The organism is Rhizobium sp. YTU87027 (assembly GCF_050644135.1).
Taxonomy (GTDB): domain Bacteria; phylum Pseudomonadota; class Alphaproteobacteria; order Rhizobiales; family Rhizobiaceae; genus Rhizobium.
The window spans coordinates 1,282,380-1,299,067 of record NZ_CP098441.1 but is presented as its reverse complement, the minus strand read 5'-3'; the positions used below and the strand labels follow the sequence as shown (position 1 = coordinate 1,299,067).

Genomic DNA, 16,688 nt, shown 5'->3' with positions numbered 1-16,688 from the left:
AGAGAAAAACGGGAGCTAACAAATTGACGATACAGTTTAAAACCGGGCTGATGGCCCTTGCCCTGCTCGGCTCCACCGCGCTCGGCACCATGAGCGCCCACGCTGCTGACAAGGAGATCAGCTGGATCTACTGCGGCGACAAGATTGACCCGATCCACGAGAAGTACATCAAGGAATGGGAAGGCAAGAACCCGGGTTGGAAAGTTACGCCTGAGGTTGTTGGCTGGGAGCAGTGCCAGGATAAGGCAACGACGCTGGCTGCCGCCGGCACGCCGGTCGCCATGGCCTATGTCGGCTCACGCACCCTCAAGGAATTCGCCGAAAACGACCTCATCGTTGCGGTGCCGATGAGCGACGACGAAAAAAAGAGCTACTATCCGAACATCGTCGATACCGTCACCTTCAACGACACCCAGTGGGGCGTGCCGATCGCGTTCTCCACCAAGGCGCTTTACTGGAACAAGGATCTCTTCAAGCAGGCCGGACTTGACCCCGAAAAGCCGCCGAAGACCTGGGCTGAAGAAATCGCTGACGCCAAGGCCATCAAGGAAAAGACCGGAATTGCCGGTTACGGCCTGCCGGCAAAGACCTTCGACAACACCATGCATCAGTTCATGCACTGGGTTTATAGCAACAACGGCAAGATCATCGATGGCGACAAGATCGTCGCCGACAGTCCCGAGGTTCTTGCAGCCCTGCAGGCCTATAAGGATATCACGCCCTATTCCGTCGAGGGTGCAACGGCTTACGAACAGAACGAAATCCGCGCCATTTTCCTCGACGGTAAAGTCGGCATGATCCAGGCCGGTTCCGGTGCTGCCACCCGCCTGAAGGACACCAAGATCAACTGGGGCATCGCACCGCTGCCGCTTGGCCCGTCGGCCAAGGGCGAAGGTACGCTCCTGATCACCGACAGCCTGGCGATCTTCAAGGGATCGGGTGTCGAGGACAAAGCCGTCGAGTTCGCCAAGTATATCACTGCGCCCGGCCCGCAGGGTGAATACGAGCTCCAGGGCGGTGCGGGCCTGACGCCGCTGCGGCCGTCCGCAAAGGTCGACGAATTCGTGAAGCAGGATCCCTATTGGAAGCCGCTGATCGACGGCATCTCCTATGGCGGGCCGGAGCCGCTCTTCAAGGATTACAAGGGCTTCCAGAACGTCATGATCGAGATGGTCCAGTCGGTCGTTACCGGCAAGGCCGAACCGGCGGATGCGCTGAAGAAGGCCGCCGCCGATCTCGAGCAGTACAAGTAAGCCATTGCTTCAGGCAAGGGGACGCTGCCTTTGGTGCGCCCCCTTGCCTGTCACGTCAAACAGCAAGCCGCCTTGAAGGCGGCCGGGGAAAGTACCGTGGGACAGCTTTTTCTCAGTAACGTTCAAAAATTCTACGGCGACTACGAGGTCTTAAAGAGCGTTAAGCTCGAGGTTAAGAACGGCGAGTTCGTGGTCTTCGTCGGGCCGTCCGGCTGCGGCAAGTCGACGTTGCTGCGCATGATTGCCGGTCTCGACGCCACGACGGCGGGCGACATCGTCATCGATGGCCTGAGAGTGAACGACCTCCCCCCGGTCAAGCGCGGTATTGCCATGGTCTTCCAGTCCTATGCGCTTTACCCGCACATGAGCGTTTTCGAAAACATCGCCTTCCCGCTACGCGTGGAAAAGATGGAAGAAGAGAAGCTGAAGGCCAAGGTCGAGCATGCCGCGCGTATCCTTCACCTGGATCAGCGTCTGCAGCAAAAGCCCGGGATGCTTTCCGGTGGCCAGCGCCAGCGCGTCGCAATCGGCCGCGCGATCGTGCGCGAGCCGAAGATCTTCCTGTTCGACGAGCCGCTGTCCAACCTCGATGCGGCCCTGCGGGCCGACATGCGCATCGAACTCGCGAAACTGCATCGCCAGCTGAAGGCGACGATGATCTACGTCACGCACGACCAGATCGAGGCGATGACCATGGCGGACCGGATCGTCGTGCTGAATGCCGGCGAGATCGCCCAGACCGGGGCACCGTTGGAGCTTTACCACAAGCCGGCCAACATTTTTGTCGCGGGCTTCATCGGCAATCCGAAAATGAACTTCCTGCCCGTCACCTGCACTGGCGTCAGCGATACCGGCGTCGAAGTTGAATACAAGGGCCAGACGGCGATGATCCCGGTCACGCCGCGCCAGGGTGTTGTTGGAAAGCCGCTTGTATTGGGTGTGCGCCCTGAGCACATCCAGGTCGGCAAGGGTGACATTACACTGACAGTTACGCCAACAGTCATCGAGCGGCTTGGGGCGCAGACGGTGGCCTATGCAGCACTTAACGGCGAAGGCGAGAATTTCTGCGCAACGCTTCCTGGCAGCGCTGCAGTTCGGCCCGATCAGCCGTTGGCAGCCGGGATCAATGTTGCAGACTGCCATCTGTTCGATGAGGCCGGCAAATCATTCGAGCGTCATGTGGAACTGACGGACATCGACATGAACCTGCTCAGCCCGACGGCCGCATGACCAGTGACGGCCGTGCTGCGTCGCCCCTTCAATACAAGGGATAAAACAGCCTGTTGGCGGGGTAGGAATAGGCGCCGCGGTCCACGATCCCCAGCCGGTACATGCAGCTCCTGAGCGCGGTGACGTGCCAGGGATGGGCCGGATAGGGAGAGCCGCGGTAGACGGCTTCGGGCTCGCAATAGCGATATGCCCTATCGAACCGCGCCAACAGCACCGGATCGGAATCCATCCGCACACCGTGATAGGTTTGCCATTGCCCTGGCGCTTCAGCCGCCGAGACGGCCAATAGACTTGCTGCCATTCCCAATGCAACCGAGATTCTCATCGATATGACCTCCCGCGTGCCAAACGCCCGCGCAAAAGAAGATGTTTTTCAATTGCCTAAGGTCAAGGGTCCTACCTCAAAGGGAGGCGCGATCTGCTTGCAACGCGCACTATTGCGAGGCGTCTCAAATTGCAGCCGATGATAGCAGCGCTTCGTCTCAATGCGGATCACGCAGACGACCTTGTCTCAGGGCCGGACAGTGATCTTGTTTGCCAGGGCAAAAGGGCAGCCTTGCGGGGTTGCCCTTTGCTTTGCTTCACGCCCGGTCATTAATTGCCCGGCTTGTTCTTGATTGCAGCATCGATCTGCCGCTTGACCGCATCCAGATTGAAGGAGGCCGGGTCCTGCATCGGCGGGTAGTCAACTGCCGTCAGTGCAAGGTTCGCGACCTCCTGCTGGACGCTGACGAAGCGCCAGAACTCCCGGGCAAAGAAGTCATTCATGTAGCCTCCACCGAGGTCATTGAGGCTTTGCTGACCAATCGATGGGGTCCGCTCGAACGGATCCTGACGGATGTTGATCATGGTCGGCATGTCCGTGGTCGCCTTCGCGCCGGGCCAGCCCTGAGGCTGCTGGAAAAACTGGAACTTGAAGTTGTCGATGCGAATCGCCCCAAGAGCAGGCCCGGCGAAGTAGAAGAATTCATGCCGTGCGGACGGCGATTTGCCCAACAGCAGATCCATCTGGTTGTAGCCATCGAGATGGTTCTTGTAGGTCCGGTCGCCGAGCTTCACACCCTTGAGCAGCTGGTCCTTGACCTCGATGTTGCCTGCAGCTGCTGCCAGTGTAGGAAACCAGTCCAGGGCCGAAAATATGCCGTTCTCGACGGTGCCCGGCTTGACCTTACCCGGCCAGCGTATGATGGCCGGTGCGCGGAATCCGCCTTCCATTACGGTGCCCTTGGTGCCTTTGAACGGGGTCATGCCACCGTCGGGCCAGGTAAACACTTCCGCCCCATTGTCGGTCGTGAAAATAACGATGGTGTTGCCGGTTTCGCCCGCATCTTCCACGCATTTCAGGAGAGCGCCGACGCTGTCATCAAGCTGTGCCACTCCCGCTTCTTCAAGGCCATAGTTGCTGTCGCTATTCATGAGAGCCTGGTACTTGGGCGACAGAAAAGTCCAGACATGCATCCGTGTTGTGTTGTGCCACACGAAAAACGGTTTGCCGTCGGTCTTGGCCTTGTCCATGAAGTCGCACGAAGCCTTGACCAGCACTTCGTCGAAGGTGCCCATATCGTACTTGGCCTTCGGCATCACCTCATGCATGTTTGGAACATTGGACATATCGGGATATGGCGCCAGGGGGCCCTCATCCACGATCCTCTGCTTGCCGATTTTACCCCAACGCGGCTGCTCGTTCGTGTCATCGGTATCCATTGCGAAGCTGTGGATCAAATTCCGCGGCCCGACCTTATCGCGGTACGATTGGTCATTCGGAAACGAATACCAATAGGGGTCCGACATCGCATCGAGATGATAGAGATAACCGAAAAATTCATCGAAACCATGCAGTGTCGGTAGATATTTGTTCAGATCGCCGAGATGGTTTTTGCCGAACTGACCGGTGGCGTATCCCTCCTCCTTGAGGACGGCGGCGAGCGTTGCTGCCTTATCCGGCATGCCCACGTCTGCTCCCGCCTGACCAACAGTCGTCAGGCCGGTGCGTAGCGGAATTTCCCCGGTGATGAAACTCGCCCGGCCCGCCGTGCAACTCGCCTCTGCATAATAGTCGGTGAACATCATGCCTTCGGATGCAAGCTTGTCGAGGTTAGGCGTCTTCCCGGACATGATCCCCCGGTGATAGGCGCCAAGGTTGAACCAGCCGACATCATCACCCATGATCACAAGGATGTTGGGTTTGGGCTGCTGTTGCTGCGCAACTGTGGGCGCAGCCAGCCCGGATGCCAGTGCGGAAACCAATAGACCAAAGCAAAGATTTCTCATGCTGTTCATGGCATGTACCCTCCGTTGATCTGCCTGAATCTTCATTGACGCCCGACGCAAGGGGCTGGACCCCTCCGGATGCAATCCGAGCAATCGCGTGGCCTGTCCCCGGCGTGGGCTGATGGAACTCAATGCTGCTTCGAATGACTCGCCGTAGTGCGGCGATGGCTATCGGGCCATCGAAGGGGTCGGTGGCGGCGATGAAACACACGTCATGACGAGCCCGCTCCAAAAGATTGCGGTCGTCCAATACGAGTATTGCACATCTTTATTTTCGCCGCCAGATTGAAGTCCTGCGCCCTTCAGTCAGCACCCAGCGGTTGCGGGCGAGCAAACTTCACGCTACGCGGTCGTCTCTCAAGCGGCAAGCGCGCTTGGCGTCCTACCAGACGAGACCGCGGGCCGCCACATCCTCGACGCGCGTTACGACGCCGTCACGGTGAAAGACCATCGTGTCGAACAGATTGGAGACGACGCAGGTGTGGTTGGGGATGATGCGGATCGTCTCGCCGATCTCGGGACGGCTGTCTCCGCATCCCGATAAGTCGATGACGCCGTGTTCCTCGGATAGTCCTGTAATCACAGCCTCGGGATAGCCGACAACGGTTCCGAAATCGGCAAAGCCGAGCAGATCGGAGGTCAGGGCCTTTGATCCGGCGTCGATGACCGCGCGATCGGCGGTCGGACGAGACACCACTGTCGCCAGCACATGCATGGCACAATCGGCTTCGCTGCAATGGCCGGCGCGCACCATCGAGCGATCGTTATAGATATATGTCCCTGCGCGATGCTCGGTCGCGGCACTGACGAGATGGGCCTCAAAGAGGCTGGGCGTGCCGCCATTGCTGACGACCGGACAGGCGATCCCATCGATTTTAAGGAGCGAAAGTGCATTTTCGAAGAAGGCTTGAACAGCCTTGGCCGAACCGGGCTTTGGGTAGTTGAGAAGACCGCCGAACGTAAGCCCCGGTGCGTCGCTGATCCGTCTTGCCAGGCGTCGCGCTTCTTCCGGCGTCTGGACACCGCAGCGCCCGCCACCGGTGTCGCACTCAACGAGAACGGTCAATGGTTTGGAGGATGCGAAGTTGGACGACAGGCCATCGATCGTCACCGCGCTGTCGGCGACCACCTTGAGACCGGAGATCCGCTCGTTGAGCGCGCGAAGCCGCTCGAGCTTTTGCGGGCCGAGGATGTTGAAGGTAATGAGGATGTCTTCAAAGCCGGCCGCAGCGAAGGCTTCCGCCTCGCTGATCTTTTGGCAGTTGATGCCCTTGGCGCCGGCCGCGATCTGCGCGGCTGCAAGCGCGGGGATCTTGTGCGTCTTGATATGCGGCCGAAAATTCAGGCCATGCTCATCCATATATGCCTGAACCCGGGCGATGTTTGCAGCCAGTCGATCCTCATCGATGATCGGGCGCGGTGTCGAGAGGTCAGCGACCCTGTCGCCCGGCTTGGCGACGACGGCGAAGGAATTTTCCGGCATATGAAGCTGCTCCGCGCTAGCGGCCGTGGGGGTTGGAGACCATCGGCCAGATATTGTTCGGCGCCCGACGGTAGGGTGTCTTGGCTGGATTGTTGGGATAAGGCGTTCCGGCCGAGCAGTAAATGATTTCAGCAGCGATTTTCGAGAAGGACGCGTAGAAATGATTGGTCGATTTGATGACCAGGATCTTCTTTGACGTCGGATCGATCCCCATGACGGAGAAGAGGCTTGGATCGAAACTCTGGGCGCGCGTTGAATTCAAAATGATATCGATGCCGTCAAGCGTGATGTGCGCGGCATCGCCGAACGGCGCAAAGCTCTCGCCGAACCGCATCTCAGCGTTCTCCACGAGCTTCACCACCTTGACGACGCCATCGACCGGGTTGCCGGTGCCGGGCGCAGACTTTGCGCCGAAGCGCAATGGAATCTCAGCACCCTCACCCGCCGCCATGCAGATCTGCACCGCCATCGGATCCCAGATCGTGCCGAGCGCAGCACCATTTACCTTCCGGTCCAAAAGCTCCCTGAGAAGGACGGTGGCATCGCCCGCCGTGCCGCCGCCTGGATTGTCCCAGACGTCGGCGATGACGACGGGCCAGGAGGTCGCTGCTGCGGCCTTTGCCACGGCCTCGACTTCGTCTATCTGCGGCATGATGAAGGTGCCTCGCTTGGAAAAGAGCTCGAGGCCGAGTTCACGTGCCAAAGCCTCGCCCTTCTCCGGCTTGTCGCTGCTGACGACAAGCATCTTGGTGCCCATTTCCGGTACGTCGCCTGCCATGAAACCATGGATGACGGAAATTGACACGATGTCAGCGTCTTCCTTCTCCAGGCGCATGATCTTGTCGACAAAGGAGCGCATCGGATCGCGCGAGGTCGGATAGACGTCGATCATCCGGCAGTCGAAGACGGACATCACAGGGTGCAGCCGGCCTTCCAGTGTCTCGACCGCAATCCGCCAGAGGTCCTCGGCTCGATCGACAAAGTCCGTGTGCGGGAATTCCTTGAAATAGACGAAGAAATCGGCGGCCGCGAGCCGCTTGGCCGTCAGATGGCTATGTGGATCAAGCTCGGCACAGACGAGGATGTCTGGTCCGACGATCTCGCGAACGCGCGCCAATATATCGCCTTCCGTATCCTCGTAGCCGGCCGCAACCATGGCGCCATGCAGGCCGAGGACAACGGCATCGACGGGCATTGCAGCCTTGAGCTGATCCAGGATCTCGTCGCGCAGTCCCTCGTAGGTCGAGCGGTTCACCAGTCCAGCCGGATCAGCCCAGGCAGCCGTTCCCTCGATCAGTTCCCATCCCTTTTCTGCGCAGACCCGGCGCCCAACGGTGATGGGCGCCGAGCAAAGTGTCGGGGTTTCAGGATGCTGGCCCGGAGGCGCATAGAGAGACGCCTCAAACGCGCGCCGATCGACGCAGATGGGAGAAAAGGTGTTGGTCTCGGTTGCGAGCGCCGCCGTGAAAATGCGCAAGGGTTCTGGCCTTTGTGTTGATCAGCCCATGGGGTTCGGCAAATAGCCGGTAAAGCCGCATATCTTCCAGCGGCCGTCATGCAGGCGGCAATAATAAAGCGTCTGCCACTGCATCACATCACGTGTACCGTCGGCCTTTGCAAGCCCACCATCGAACTTCTTGCGCACGAGCGCCATGTCGCCTGCGATTTCGATGTCCTCGAGCGTTGTGGTCGTGAAGATGGCGGTGCGGGTGTCCTCCGAGAAGGATTGCGTTTTAAAGTCCTTCGCCTGGCGCAGCCACTCGTCGCGATAGGCCGACAGGCTCGGAAATGCCAGACGCCACTTGTCCGGGCTTGGCTGCTTGCGTCCATCGATGCCGATGAAGCCCTCCTCGACGAAATCATCTTCGACCAATGACCAGTCGGCTGCCAGGAAGGCATCGATGTCACGAGGAACCAGCATCTCCCAGATCGCGTGCCGCGCAACGTCGGACACCGGAAAAGGGTTCTTGAACGGATCGCGCATTATCTCCCCCGGATTGAAATTCTTTTCATGAACAGCGTTTTTCACTGGTCAAATTCCGCTTTCTATGGTGAGTTGTCAACTTAATACGAAAATAATTTGCAAGGATCGATCGATGTCCATCAAGCGTTACGGCGCGGTTCAAGAAGGTGCCGGCGGCAAACCCCTGCCTTTTGCGCGTGCTGTCGAAGCAGACGGCTGGCTCTATGTGTCGGGTCAGGTTGCCATGGAAAATGGCGAAATCATCGATGGCAATATCATCGCGCAGACGCACAAGACGATCGAGAACGTGCTGGCGATCCTGAAGGAAGCCGGATACGGCGTGGAGCACGTGGTACGCTGCGGCGTGTGGCTTGATGATCCGCGTGATTTCTGGACCTTCAACGCGATCTACCAGCAGTATTTCGGCGGCCATCCGCCGGCCAGGGCCTGTGTTCAGTCGTCGATGATGGTCGATTGCAAGGTCGAAATCGACTGCGTAGCGTACAAGCCGAAGGACCGGTAGCGCAAACGAGGGGGACGGGATGGACATTTTCTCGACATTGCAGGAAGAGAAGGCCCGGCTTTCGCCCTCGGAAAACCGGATCGCGGATATCCTCGTTAATGACTTCGAGTTTGCGGTCAACGCCTCGATCATCGAGCTTGCCGAAAAGGCTGATGTGTCGCCGCCGACCGTTACGCGCTTCTGCCGGCGACTGGGCTGTGAAAGCTTTTCCGATTTCAAGGTCCAGCTGGCAAGGACAGCCTATGTCGGCATGCGCTACCTGAAACCGGAACCCAAGAGCACCAATCCGGGTGATGTGGCGCAGGACATCATCACCAAGGCACAGAACGCACTTTTCCTGCTTCATCGTTCCCTCGACCTTGCTGCAATCGAGCTGGCGGCCGAGCGACTTTCGCGCGCCGACATGATTTACGCCTTCGGCTCCGGTGGCAACTCGTCAATGATCGCCAACGAACTGCAGAACCGCCTGTTTCGCTTCGGCCTGCATGTGACGGCAAGCTCGGACCATGGAATGCAATTGATGATGGCGGCCGCCGCCAAGCAGACGGACGTTTTGATCGGGTCATCCTTCACTGGGCGCAACGCCGAACTCGTGCGTGCCTTCGCGCTTGCGCGTGAATCCAGAGTGACGACGATCGCGCTCACCCAAAGCAATAGCCCCGTCGCGCAAATAGCGGAAATTGTTGTGCCTATCGACCTGCAGGAAGGAAGCAACATCTTTCGTCCGACCTCGACGCGCATCGCCTATCTGGCGGTCGTCGATATTCTCGCCAGTCTCGTTGCCTATGCGATCCAGCCAAAGGCTGCGGTGGCTCTGCGCCGCATCAAGCAGCAGCTTGTTGCCCACCGCGATGGCGATGATCGGCAACTGCTCGGGGACTAACAGTTCCATGCCAAGAAGGAATGCTGCATGACACAGACGGTAGCGATCGTAACCGGTGCTGCGGGCGATATTGGACGGGCTATTGCAGAGCGGCTCGCAGACGAGCACGATGTCATCTTCATGGTCGACATCGACGTCGCCGCAGCCGAGAAGGCCGCCCGCGCTCTCGGCCCAAGCGCGCGCTTTGTCGCGCACGGCTCGGACGTGACCAGCCAAACAGATGTCGCCGAAATGGCAAGGCAAGCCGGCTTGCTTGGCTCGGTTCGTACGCTGGTCAACAATGCCGGGGCAGCACGCGCCGTCAGCCTGCACGACACCACCCCCGAAATTTGGAGAATGGACAATGCGCTCAATCTCGAGGCTGCCTTCTTGTGCTTTCGCGCCGTCGAAGATCTGCTCGAAGCGTCGAAGGGTTCGGTGGTCAACATCGCATCCGTCAACGGCATGAACGTCTTTGGCCACCCCGCCTATAGCGCTGCGAAAGCGGGACTGCTGCATTTCACCAAGCTGGTTGCAGTGGAATATGGAAAGCTCGGTATCCGCTCGAATGCGGTAGCGCCCGGCACGGTGCGCACACAGGCATGGGAGGCGCGCGCTGCTGCCAACCCCAACGTCTTCGAAGAGGCTCGCCGCTGGTACCCGCTCCAGCGGGTCGTCGATCCCAGGGACGTCGCTAACGCCGTGGCGTTTCTTGCCGGACCGCAGGCCGCCGCAATCACCGGCGTCTGCCTGCCGGTTGATTGCGGCCTGACTGCCGGCCAGGCTGAGCTTGCCCGGACATTCTCGCAGTCCGAGCATTACTAAGAGACATAATAAGAGAGGAACAGATATGACGTTGGCGCCTTATCGCCTGGAGAGTTCGTGGCAGCCTGATGGCGGCCCGAACGGCCGCTTTACCTTTTCCCTTTTCAATCTCTCCGAAGTCGCGCTTTCTGGCTTCACCCTGGTCTATACGTCGCTCACGCGCGTCATCGATGCGAAGGCCTTAGAGAATGCGACCTTTCTGCGTCGCAACGCCAATTTCCACGAGTTTGCTCCGCCGAAGGGATTTACACTCGCGCCCGGCAGCAGGTGGAGTTTCACGGTCAGCGGCCTCCACCGGCCGGCTCGCCACTGCACCGATGGTGCGAAGTCGGCCTATCTGACGCTTCAGGACGGGAAACACATCACGGTTGCCGTTTCCGATTTGCTTCTCGAAGGACGCGTGAACGCACCGCCGCCGGTCCTGCTTCCTGAAGGCAAGCTTTCAGGGCCGTTCTCATTGCAGCCCTGGCCGGCGGACATCGACGCCAGGCCGGGAGATGGTTTCCCCGTCGTTCTTTATCCAGCGGAAGGGTCCTCAAATGAAAACGCACGAGCGGTCTCGACGGTGCTTTTCCTTTGCCGCCGACTGTTCGAGAGCGATCACGCACCGTTCAATCTCGCCCCTTCGCCGCAGGGGCGGCCCGTACGGTTCCTGGTCGATGCCGCGATGGCCCCGGAAGCCTACAAGCTCGATTTTTCGGCCACAGAGATCACATTGTCCTTTGCCGGTGCCGCCGGGCGCCAATATGGGCTGACCTCGCTTGCGCAGCTCCTGCATGGAGCCCGCAGCCAACCGCAAACGTTTCGCTTTCCGATCTCCGGGACGATTTCCGACATGCCGAGATACGGGTGGCGCGGCTGCCATCTCGATGTTTCACGTCAGTTCTATCCCAAAGCCGACATCGAGCGGCTGATCGACATCCTGGCCTGGTTGAAGCTCAATATCTTCCATTGGCATCTGACCGACGACGAGGCATGGCGTCTTGAAATCAAGGCCTATCCCGAATTGACGACGACGGGCGTCCTTCGCGGTCCCGACCAGCCGCTCCTGCCGCAACTCGGCAACAGCGCCGAACCTGTCGGTGGCTTTTATTCCCAGGGCGATGTGCGCGACATCGTCGCGCATGCTGCGGAATTGAATGTGGAGATCATCCCCGAGATCGACATTCCCGGCCACAGCACCGCGACATTGACGGCGTTGCCAGATCTGACGGACGGCCAGGAAGCGCCGGAGAGCTACCATTCGGTACAGGGATATCCGAATAATGCGCTCAATCCCGCGGTGCCGCTGACCTATGAATTCCTCGAAAAGGTGTTCGACGAGATGGTCGAACTCTTCCCGTCCGCCTACCTCCATATCGGCGGTGACGAGGTGGCAAACGGGTCGTGGCTTGCCTCGCCGCTAGCCAAGGCATTGATGGAGAAGGAAGGAATCTCGGGCACGTTTGCGCTGCAATCCCACTTCCTAAAGCGCGTGAAGGACATGCTGACGGCGCGCGGCCGCAAGCTCGCCGGTTGGAACGAAGTGGCCCATGGCGGCGGTGTCGCAGCCAAGGACACGCTGCTGATGGCTTGGGAGAACCCGCAGGTCGGCATCGATCTGGCCAAGGAAGGTTACGAGGTCGTCATGACCCCCGGCCAGGCTTATTATCTCGACATGGTACAGGCCGACGCGTTCCAGGAGCCTGGTGCAAGCTGGGCCGGAACCGTGCCGCCGGCACTCACTTACGCCTATGAGGCAGAAGGCGACTTCCCGGAGGAATTGAAGGGCAAGATGAAGGGCATTCAAGCCTGCATATGGTCGGAACACTTCCTGTCGCGCGGCTATTTCAACCGGCTCGTTTTCCCTCGCCTGCCGGCGATAGCGGAAGCCGCATGGACGCCCCGGGCGATGAAGGACTGGCACCGCTTCGCCGCAATCGTGCCCCTCAGCCCGAAATTGTGAGGCCGGCGATGCGGATTGCAGTGGGCGGAATTCACACGGAATGCAGCACCTATTCGCCGGTTATGATGACAGTCGAGGACTTCCGCGTTCTGCGGGCCGAGGATCTCCTGGCTTCGGACTATTTCGGATTTTTGGCAGCCGATGGGGTTTTGCACCTACCGCTGTTGCATGCGCGCGCAGTGCCCGGGGGGCCGGTCTCCAGGGTGGCCTACGAGGCATTCAAGACCGAATTTCTTGATCGGTTGAAGGCTGTCTTGCCCGTCGACGGCCTCTATCTTGCGATGCATGGCGCGATGAATGTCGAGGGCATGGACGACGCCGAGGGCGACTGGATTGCCGCCGCCCGCTCTGCCGTCGGTCCAGATTGCTTGGTCGCTGCGAGCTATGATCTGCATGGCAATGTCAGTCAAAAAATCATCGACCAGCTCGATATATTCGCGGCCTACCGGACCGCCCCGCATATCGATGTGCGTGATACGATGGTGCGTGCATGGTCATTGCTGGTGGACGCCCTTTCGTCAGGCACGCGGCCAGGTGTCGCCTGGGCCCCGGTGCCGGTTTTGTGGCCAGGTGAGCGTACGTCGACCGAGGACGAGCCCGCGAAGAGACTCTATAAGGCGCTTTTTGCGATCGATCAGCGCGACGGCGTCCTCGATGCCAATCTGATGATCGGCTATGTCTGGGCGGACGAACCGCGGGCGAGCGCCTGTGCGGTCGTGACTGCGACAGACAAGCGAGCGGCGTTGACAGCTGCCGAAGAGATTGCGCTTTCCTATTGGAATGCGCGCGACGATTTCGTCTTTGGGCCCGTTACCGGTCCGCTCGACGCCATGCTCGACATGGCGGCGAACGCATCGACAGCGCCTGTCATTCTCGCAGATTCGGCCGACAATCCGACGGGTGGTGGCGTTGGCGACCGGGCCGACGTTCTGAAAGCGCTGCTGGCCCGTGGGTTTGCGGGCGTGCTGGTTGCCGGCATCACCGATCCACCGGCCGTCGCGGCATGCTTTGCAGCCGGCAAGGGTGCAACGATCGCGCTTGACGTCGGTGCCACCCTCGATCCGTCGAGCTCGGCCGTTGGCATTGAAGCGGAAGTCATTCTTCTCGATGACCCGGGCCCCGACGCTGAGCGTCAGGCGGTCATAAACACCGCGGGAATTACCGTGGTGCTCGCGGCACGGCGGCGTCCATATCACACGATAGCGGATTTCTGGCGGCTTGGGCTCGATCCGAAGTCGGTGCGTCTGCTTGTGGTCAAGTCCGGTTATCTTTCCCCGGAACTGGCGCCGATCGCCAATCCGAACCTGATGGCATTGACTGACGGCGTCGTGAACCAGGACATAGAAGGCCTGGTCAGCAACCGACGGGCTCGACCGACCTTCCCGTTTGATCGCAACTTTGACTACGCGCCGCGTGCGCGCCTTTCCGCGCGCTGGCAAGACTGATCATTCGCTCAAAGAGTTTCGGCTTCACGCCGAACCTGCTAAAGCGCCTTCATTCGCAATACAGGTGATCGATCACCGCACCATTCATGTCATGAGCCGTCTCCTCCCCGATGTTTTTCGCGACCCGACAATCCGGGTCAGCATGCTCGCGATCTTTGCCTTTGGCTTTGCCGGAGCGGCGACCTCGCCGTACCAGTCGGTCATTGGCATTCGCGAACTGGGTCTGAGCAACGCACTCTACTCAGTGCTGATATTTGTGGCAGCAGCCGTCAACGTCACCGTGAGCATCCTGCTTGGCAATCTTGCCGACCGGCTTGGCGAGTATCGAGCGCTGATGGTCACGGTTACCGTCTTCGGAATCTTCGGTTACGGGGCGGTCTATCTCGTTCCTGCTCAGGCGACCTTCATCATCAGTGGGCTCCTTCTGCTGCCGGTCTACAACGCACTCAATTCGCTGCTCTTCGCCAATGTGCGCGCCAGGACCAGCGGAATGGCGCGCAGCGAGGTAGCGGCCGTCAACTCGGGCGTGAGGGCGATGATCTCGCTTTCCTGGGTACTTGTGCCCGGCCTTGTCGGGGTCGTTTTGTCGCGATCGACAAGCATGCTGCCGGCCTATTTGTTTGCGAGCCTCGCCTCTACGATGTGCCTTGGTCTGATTGCGCTCTTCCTGCCGCGCCAGAGCGGGACGGACAAGGCGGCGACGCGCCACCTTTCCTATCTTGCAGCACTTGGCGAAGTCATCTCGCCACGCGTCCTCATCCGCGTCATCGCGGTGTCACTGATCAGCAGCACCCTTCACGTCAATGGCGCCATCCTGCCGCTGATCGTCACCGGACCCGCACATGCGACGGTTGGCGACGTCGGAATACTGGTCGGGATCGTCGCCTTCCTCGAGGTCCTTTTTATCGTGGTGTGGGCGCGCGCCCAGAGGAACATGAGCCATGTCACGGCCCTGGCTATCGGCACGATCATCTATGTCGTCTATCTCGTTCTGCTGGGCTTTGCCTCTGCTCCCTGGCATGTCTACGCATTGACCATCATCAGCGGGATCGGCGCTGCGGCCCTCATCTCCATCCCGATCACCTATCTGCAGGATCTGATCGCAGAGCGTCCTGGCCTCGGCAGCGCACTCATATCCGTCAATATTTTCGTGAGCGCTGGGCTGAGCGCGCTTTTGTTTGCGATCGGGACCGGTATCAGTGGCTATTGCGGGACGGCAATCATCGGTGCTTTAGCCGGTTTGAGCGGGCTTGCACTGTTGCTGTCATTCGACAGAACCAAGCGAGCGGGCTGAAACTGCGCATGTTCTAAAGCATGTCTCCCGAAAGCGGGAGCCGGTTTCGGCCAAAGACATGCGTGAAAACAAAGAACTAAAGCGCGACAAGCGAATCTGAAAGATCGCGCCGCGCTTTAGGCCCTGCGGCACCTGGCCTGAACGGAAATGCCCGCCGCGAGACCGGCGGCGGGCATCTGCTCCTGGGGCTCGGGAGAGTTGAGCCTCAGATGTTGGCGAGCAACTCGTTGATGCGCTGTTCCATGTCAGCGAGTGCTGCACCGACTTCCTTCTGACCAGTGACCGCCGCGCTCATTTCCTGGCCGATGATGTCCTGAATTGCGAACTGGCGCTGAACGGTCGACGGCAAGGGGGTTCCGAGCGTGGCGACGGCCGAGATCGTGTCGCGATGCGGGAGAGCCTTGAACTTGTCGGATTGCAGAACCGCCTTGACGGCCGGCAGGTGGCCGGTGCGCGACCAGTCGAAGTCGTTGTCATGGAAGAACTTCAGGAACTTGCCGATTGCAGCGGTCTGCTCCTCAGACCGGTCTTTCTGTGACACCGCCCAGCTATGACCGTCGGCATACTGCGCCTTCTTGCCCGGGAAGAGCTGCGGATAAGGATAGACGGCATAGCCGCCGGCGTTGAGCGCGGTACCGGCCTTTTCCGATGACGCTGTGTAGTCACCGATCACCCATGTTCCGTTCAGGTGAACGCCGCCTTCGCCGGCCAGGAAGGCGTTGATGCCGGCCGCGTAGTCGAGATCCTTCGTGGTGTAACCATTGTCGTAGATCGCCTTGTACATCTCGAGGACCTTCTTGGCCTCGGGCGTATTGATCTTGACCTGCTTCGGATCAGCAAAGAAGGTCGAATCCTGCTGGAAGAGGTACGTATAGAGATTGCGGGTATAAAGAGCGACTTCGTTCGCAAGGTTCTGGACGAAGTATGGCTTGCCGGTCTTTTCCTTGAACTGCTTGGCCTGCGCAAGGAGTTCGTCGACGCTCGTCGGGAGCTTCGGGGTGCCATCTGCATTGATCAGATCGGCCTTTTTGAAGAGATCCATGTTGATGTGGTACAGCATGGTCCAGTTGTCGATCGGCAGCCCATAGATCTTGCCGTCCTTGGTCACGCCGTTCAGGCTGGCATCGGTAAAGTCGGAAGGCGCAACACCGACCGACTTCAGCACGTCATCCAGCGGCATGAGCAGGCCCTTGGACTGATAGTCAGCAAGCACCGATTGATGAATGGTGACGATATCGGGTGGGTCGCCTGCAGCAAACTGCGCCGTCAGCTGATCGTAGCCGGGCCATTCGACGGTGGTCACCGTCACATGAACATCCGGATTGTCGGCATTGAACTTGTTGATCAGGGAGGTGATGATGCCGCATTCGCCGACGGCCTTGCTGACATCGGTGTTGGTGCCGAAATCAGCATCGCAAGCGCCGAAGAAGCGCTGGACGGTCAACTCCGTGGCGGCGAATGCCGGGCTTGCACCCGCAAGCGCGATCACCGAGGCTGCCGCCAGCATGTATTTTCTAAAGGTAAGCGTCATTTCCATCTCCTCCTCATTGGGTCTTCGACCCTTGGCTTCAAGCCCCCTCCCCGGGGACGGGTT

General features: G+C 59.6%; 14 protein-coding genes. 8 read left to right on the top strand and 6 right to left on the bottom strand.

Annotated elements, in window-relative coordinates:
• Positions 1-50 precede the first annotated feature (50 nt).
• Together NBG89_RS24980 and NBG89_RS24975 are read left to right on the top strand one after the other, a co-directional pair.
• On the top strand, positions 51-1,253 hold the full coding sequence (locus NBG89_RS24980) for an ABC transporter substrate-binding protein (protein ID WP_431324547.1): 1,203 nt from the start codon (positions 51-53) through the stop codon (positions 1,251-1,253).
• Between the two features lie 96 nt (positions 1,254-1,349).
• Positions 1,350-2,483 carry an ABC transporter ATP-binding protein gene (locus tag NBG89_RS24975; RefSeq protein ID WP_431323015.1) on the top strand — a complete coding sequence of 378 codons (1,134 nt, stop codon included), beginning with the start codon at positions 1,350-1,352 and terminating at the stop codon, positions 2,481-2,483.
• A 28-nt stretch (positions 2,484-2,511) separates the two neighbouring features.
• On the opposite strand, the gene NBG89_RS24970 is transcribed toward NBG89_RS24975, so the two are convergent.
• From NBG89_RS24970 to NBG89_RS24950, 5 genes are all read right to left on the bottom strand, one after another.
• Positions 2,512-2,808: a hypothetical protein gene (locus tag NBG89_RS24970; RefSeq protein ID WP_431323014.1), complete on the bottom strand. Its 297-nt coding sequence runs from the start codon at positions 2,806-2,808 to the stop codon at positions 2,512-2,514.
• A gap of 269 nt (positions 2,809-3,077) precedes the next feature.
• The gene (locus NBG89_RS24965; RefSeq protein ID WP_431323013.1) at positions 3,078-4,763 is read right to left on the bottom strand and encodes an arylsulfatase; all 1,686 of its coding nucleotides are present in this window, start codon (positions 4,761-4,763) and stop codon (positions 3,078-3,080) included.
• A gap of 373 nt (positions 4,764-5,136) precedes the next feature.
• Positions 5,137-6,237 carry an alanine racemase gene (locus NBG89_RS24960; protein ID WP_431323012.1) on the bottom strand — a complete coding sequence of 367 codons (1,101 nt, stop codon included), beginning with the start codon at positions 6,235-6,237 and terminating at the stop codon, positions 5,137-5,139.
• A gap of 16 nt (positions 6,238-6,253) precedes the next feature.
• Positions 6,254-7,714 (bottom strand): M81 family metallopeptidase, encoded by a 1,461-nt coding sequence (locus tag NBG89_RS24955; RefSeq protein WP_431323011.1) that lies wholly within the window; start codon positions 7,712-7,714, stop codon positions 6,254-6,256.
• 21 nt (positions 7,715-7,735) lie between these two features.
• The gene (locus tag NBG89_RS24950) at positions 7,736-8,221 is read right to left on the bottom strand and encodes a hypothetical protein (RefSeq protein ID WP_431324546.1); all 486 of its coding nucleotides are present in this window, start codon (positions 8,219-8,221) and stop codon (positions 7,736-7,738) included.
• Positions 8,222-8,333: 112 nt separating this feature from the next.
• On the opposite strand from NBG89_RS24950, the gene NBG89_RS24945 reads away from it, so the two are divergent.
• The 6 genes from NBG89_RS24945 (at position 8,334) to NBG89_RS24920 (ending at position 15,094) form a co-directional block, all read left to right on the top strand.
• Positions 8,334-8,723, top strand: a complete 390-nt coding sequence (locus NBG89_RS24945; RefSeq protein ID WP_431323010.1) for a RidA family protein — start codon at positions 8,334-8,336, stop codon at positions 8,721-8,723.
• 19 nt (positions 8,724-8,742) lie between these two features.
• Entirely contained in the window at positions 8,743-9,606 is an 864-nt protein-coding gene (locus NBG89_RS24940) for a MurR/RpiR family transcriptional regulator (protein WP_431323009.1), read from the top strand.
• 27 nt (positions 9,607-9,633) lie between these two features.
• Positions 9,634-10,410 (top strand): SDR family oxidoreductase, encoded by a 777-nt coding sequence (locus NBG89_RS24935; protein ID WP_431323008.1) that lies wholly within the window; start codon positions 9,634-9,636, stop codon positions 10,408-10,410.
• 25 nt (positions 10,411-10,435) lie between these two features.
• Positions 10,436-12,355 (top strand): beta-N-acetylhexosaminidase, encoded by a 1,920-nt coding sequence (locus NBG89_RS24930; RefSeq protein WP_431323007.1) that lies wholly within the window; start codon positions 10,436-10,438, stop codon positions 12,353-12,355.
• 8 nt (positions 12,356-12,363) lie between these two features.
• A complete protein-coding gene (locus NBG89_RS24925; RefSeq protein ID WP_431323006.1) occupies positions 12,364-13,800 on the top strand; it encodes a M81 family metallopeptidase in 1,437 nt (478 codons plus the stop codon).
• A gap of 91 nt (positions 13,801-13,891) precedes the next feature.
• Positions 13,892-15,094 carry an MFS transporter gene (locus tag NBG89_RS24920; protein ID WP_431323005.1) on the top strand — a complete coding sequence of 401 codons (1,203 nt, stop codon included), beginning with the start codon at positions 13,892-13,894 and terminating at the stop codon, positions 15,092-15,094.
• Positions 15,095-15,299: 205 nt separating this feature from the next.
• On the opposite strand, the gene NBG89_RS24915 is transcribed toward NBG89_RS24920, so the two are convergent.
• Complete coding sequence (locus NBG89_RS24915; RefSeq protein WP_431323004.1) at positions 15,300-16,625, bottom strand: ABC transporter substrate-binding protein; 1,326 nt, start codon at positions 16,623-16,625, stop codon at positions 15,300-15,302.
• Positions 16,626-16,688 lie beyond the last annotated feature (63 nt).

What these genes read in the sequence shown, in the direction of transcription:
- NBG89_RS24930 (WP_431323007.1), top strand. Translation starts at nt 10,436, where the DNA reads ATGACGTTGGCGCCTTATCGCCTGGAGAGTTCGTGGCAGCCTGATGGC.
- NBG89_RS24950 (WP_431324546.1), bottom strand. Translation starts at nt 8,221, where the DNA reads ATGCGCGATCCGTTCAAGAACCCTTTTCCGGTGTCCGACGTTGCGCGG.
- NBG89_RS24920 (WP_431323005.1), top strand. Translation starts at nt 13,892, where the DNA reads ATGAGCCGTCTCCTCCCCGATGTTTTTCGCGACCCGACAATCCGGGTC.
- NBG89_RS24980 (WP_431324547.1), top strand. Translation starts at nt 51, where the DNA reads ATGGCCCTTGCCCTGCTCGGCTCCACCGCGCTCGGCACCATGAGCGCC.
- NBG89_RS24925 (WP_431323006.1), top strand. Translation starts at nt 12,364, where the DNA reads ATGCGGATTGCAGTGGGCGGAATTCACACGGAATGCAGCACCTATTCG.
- NBG89_RS24945 (WP_431323010.1), top strand. Translation starts at nt 8,334, where the DNA reads ATGTCCATCAAGCGTTACGGCGCGGTTCAAGAAGGTGCCGGCGGCAAA.
- NBG89_RS24935 (WP_431323008.1), top strand. Translation starts at nt 9,634, where the DNA reads ATGACACAGACGGTAGCGATCGTAACCGGTGCTGCGGGCGATATTGGA.
- NBG89_RS24960 (WP_431323012.1), bottom strand. Translation starts at nt 6,237, where the DNA reads ATGCCGGAAAATTCCTTCGCCGTCGTCGCCAAGCCGGGCGACAGGGTC.
- NBG89_RS24965 (WP_431323013.1), bottom strand. Translation starts at nt 4,763, where the DNA reads ATGAACAGCATGAGAAATCTTTGCTTTGGTCTATTGGTTTCCGCACTG.
- NBG89_RS24940 (WP_431323009.1), top strand. Translation starts at nt 8,743, where the DNA reads ATGGACATTTTCTCGACATTGCAGGAAGAGAAGGCCCGGCTTTCGCCC.
- NBG89_RS24970 (WP_431323014.1), bottom strand. Translation starts at nt 2,808, where the DNA reads ATGAGAATCTCGGTTGCATTGGGAATGGCAGCAAGTCTATTGGCCGTC.
- NBG89_RS24915 (WP_431323004.1), bottom strand. Translation starts at nt 16,625, where the DNA reads ATGACGCTTACCTTTAGAAAATACATGCTGGCGGCAGCCTCGGTGATC.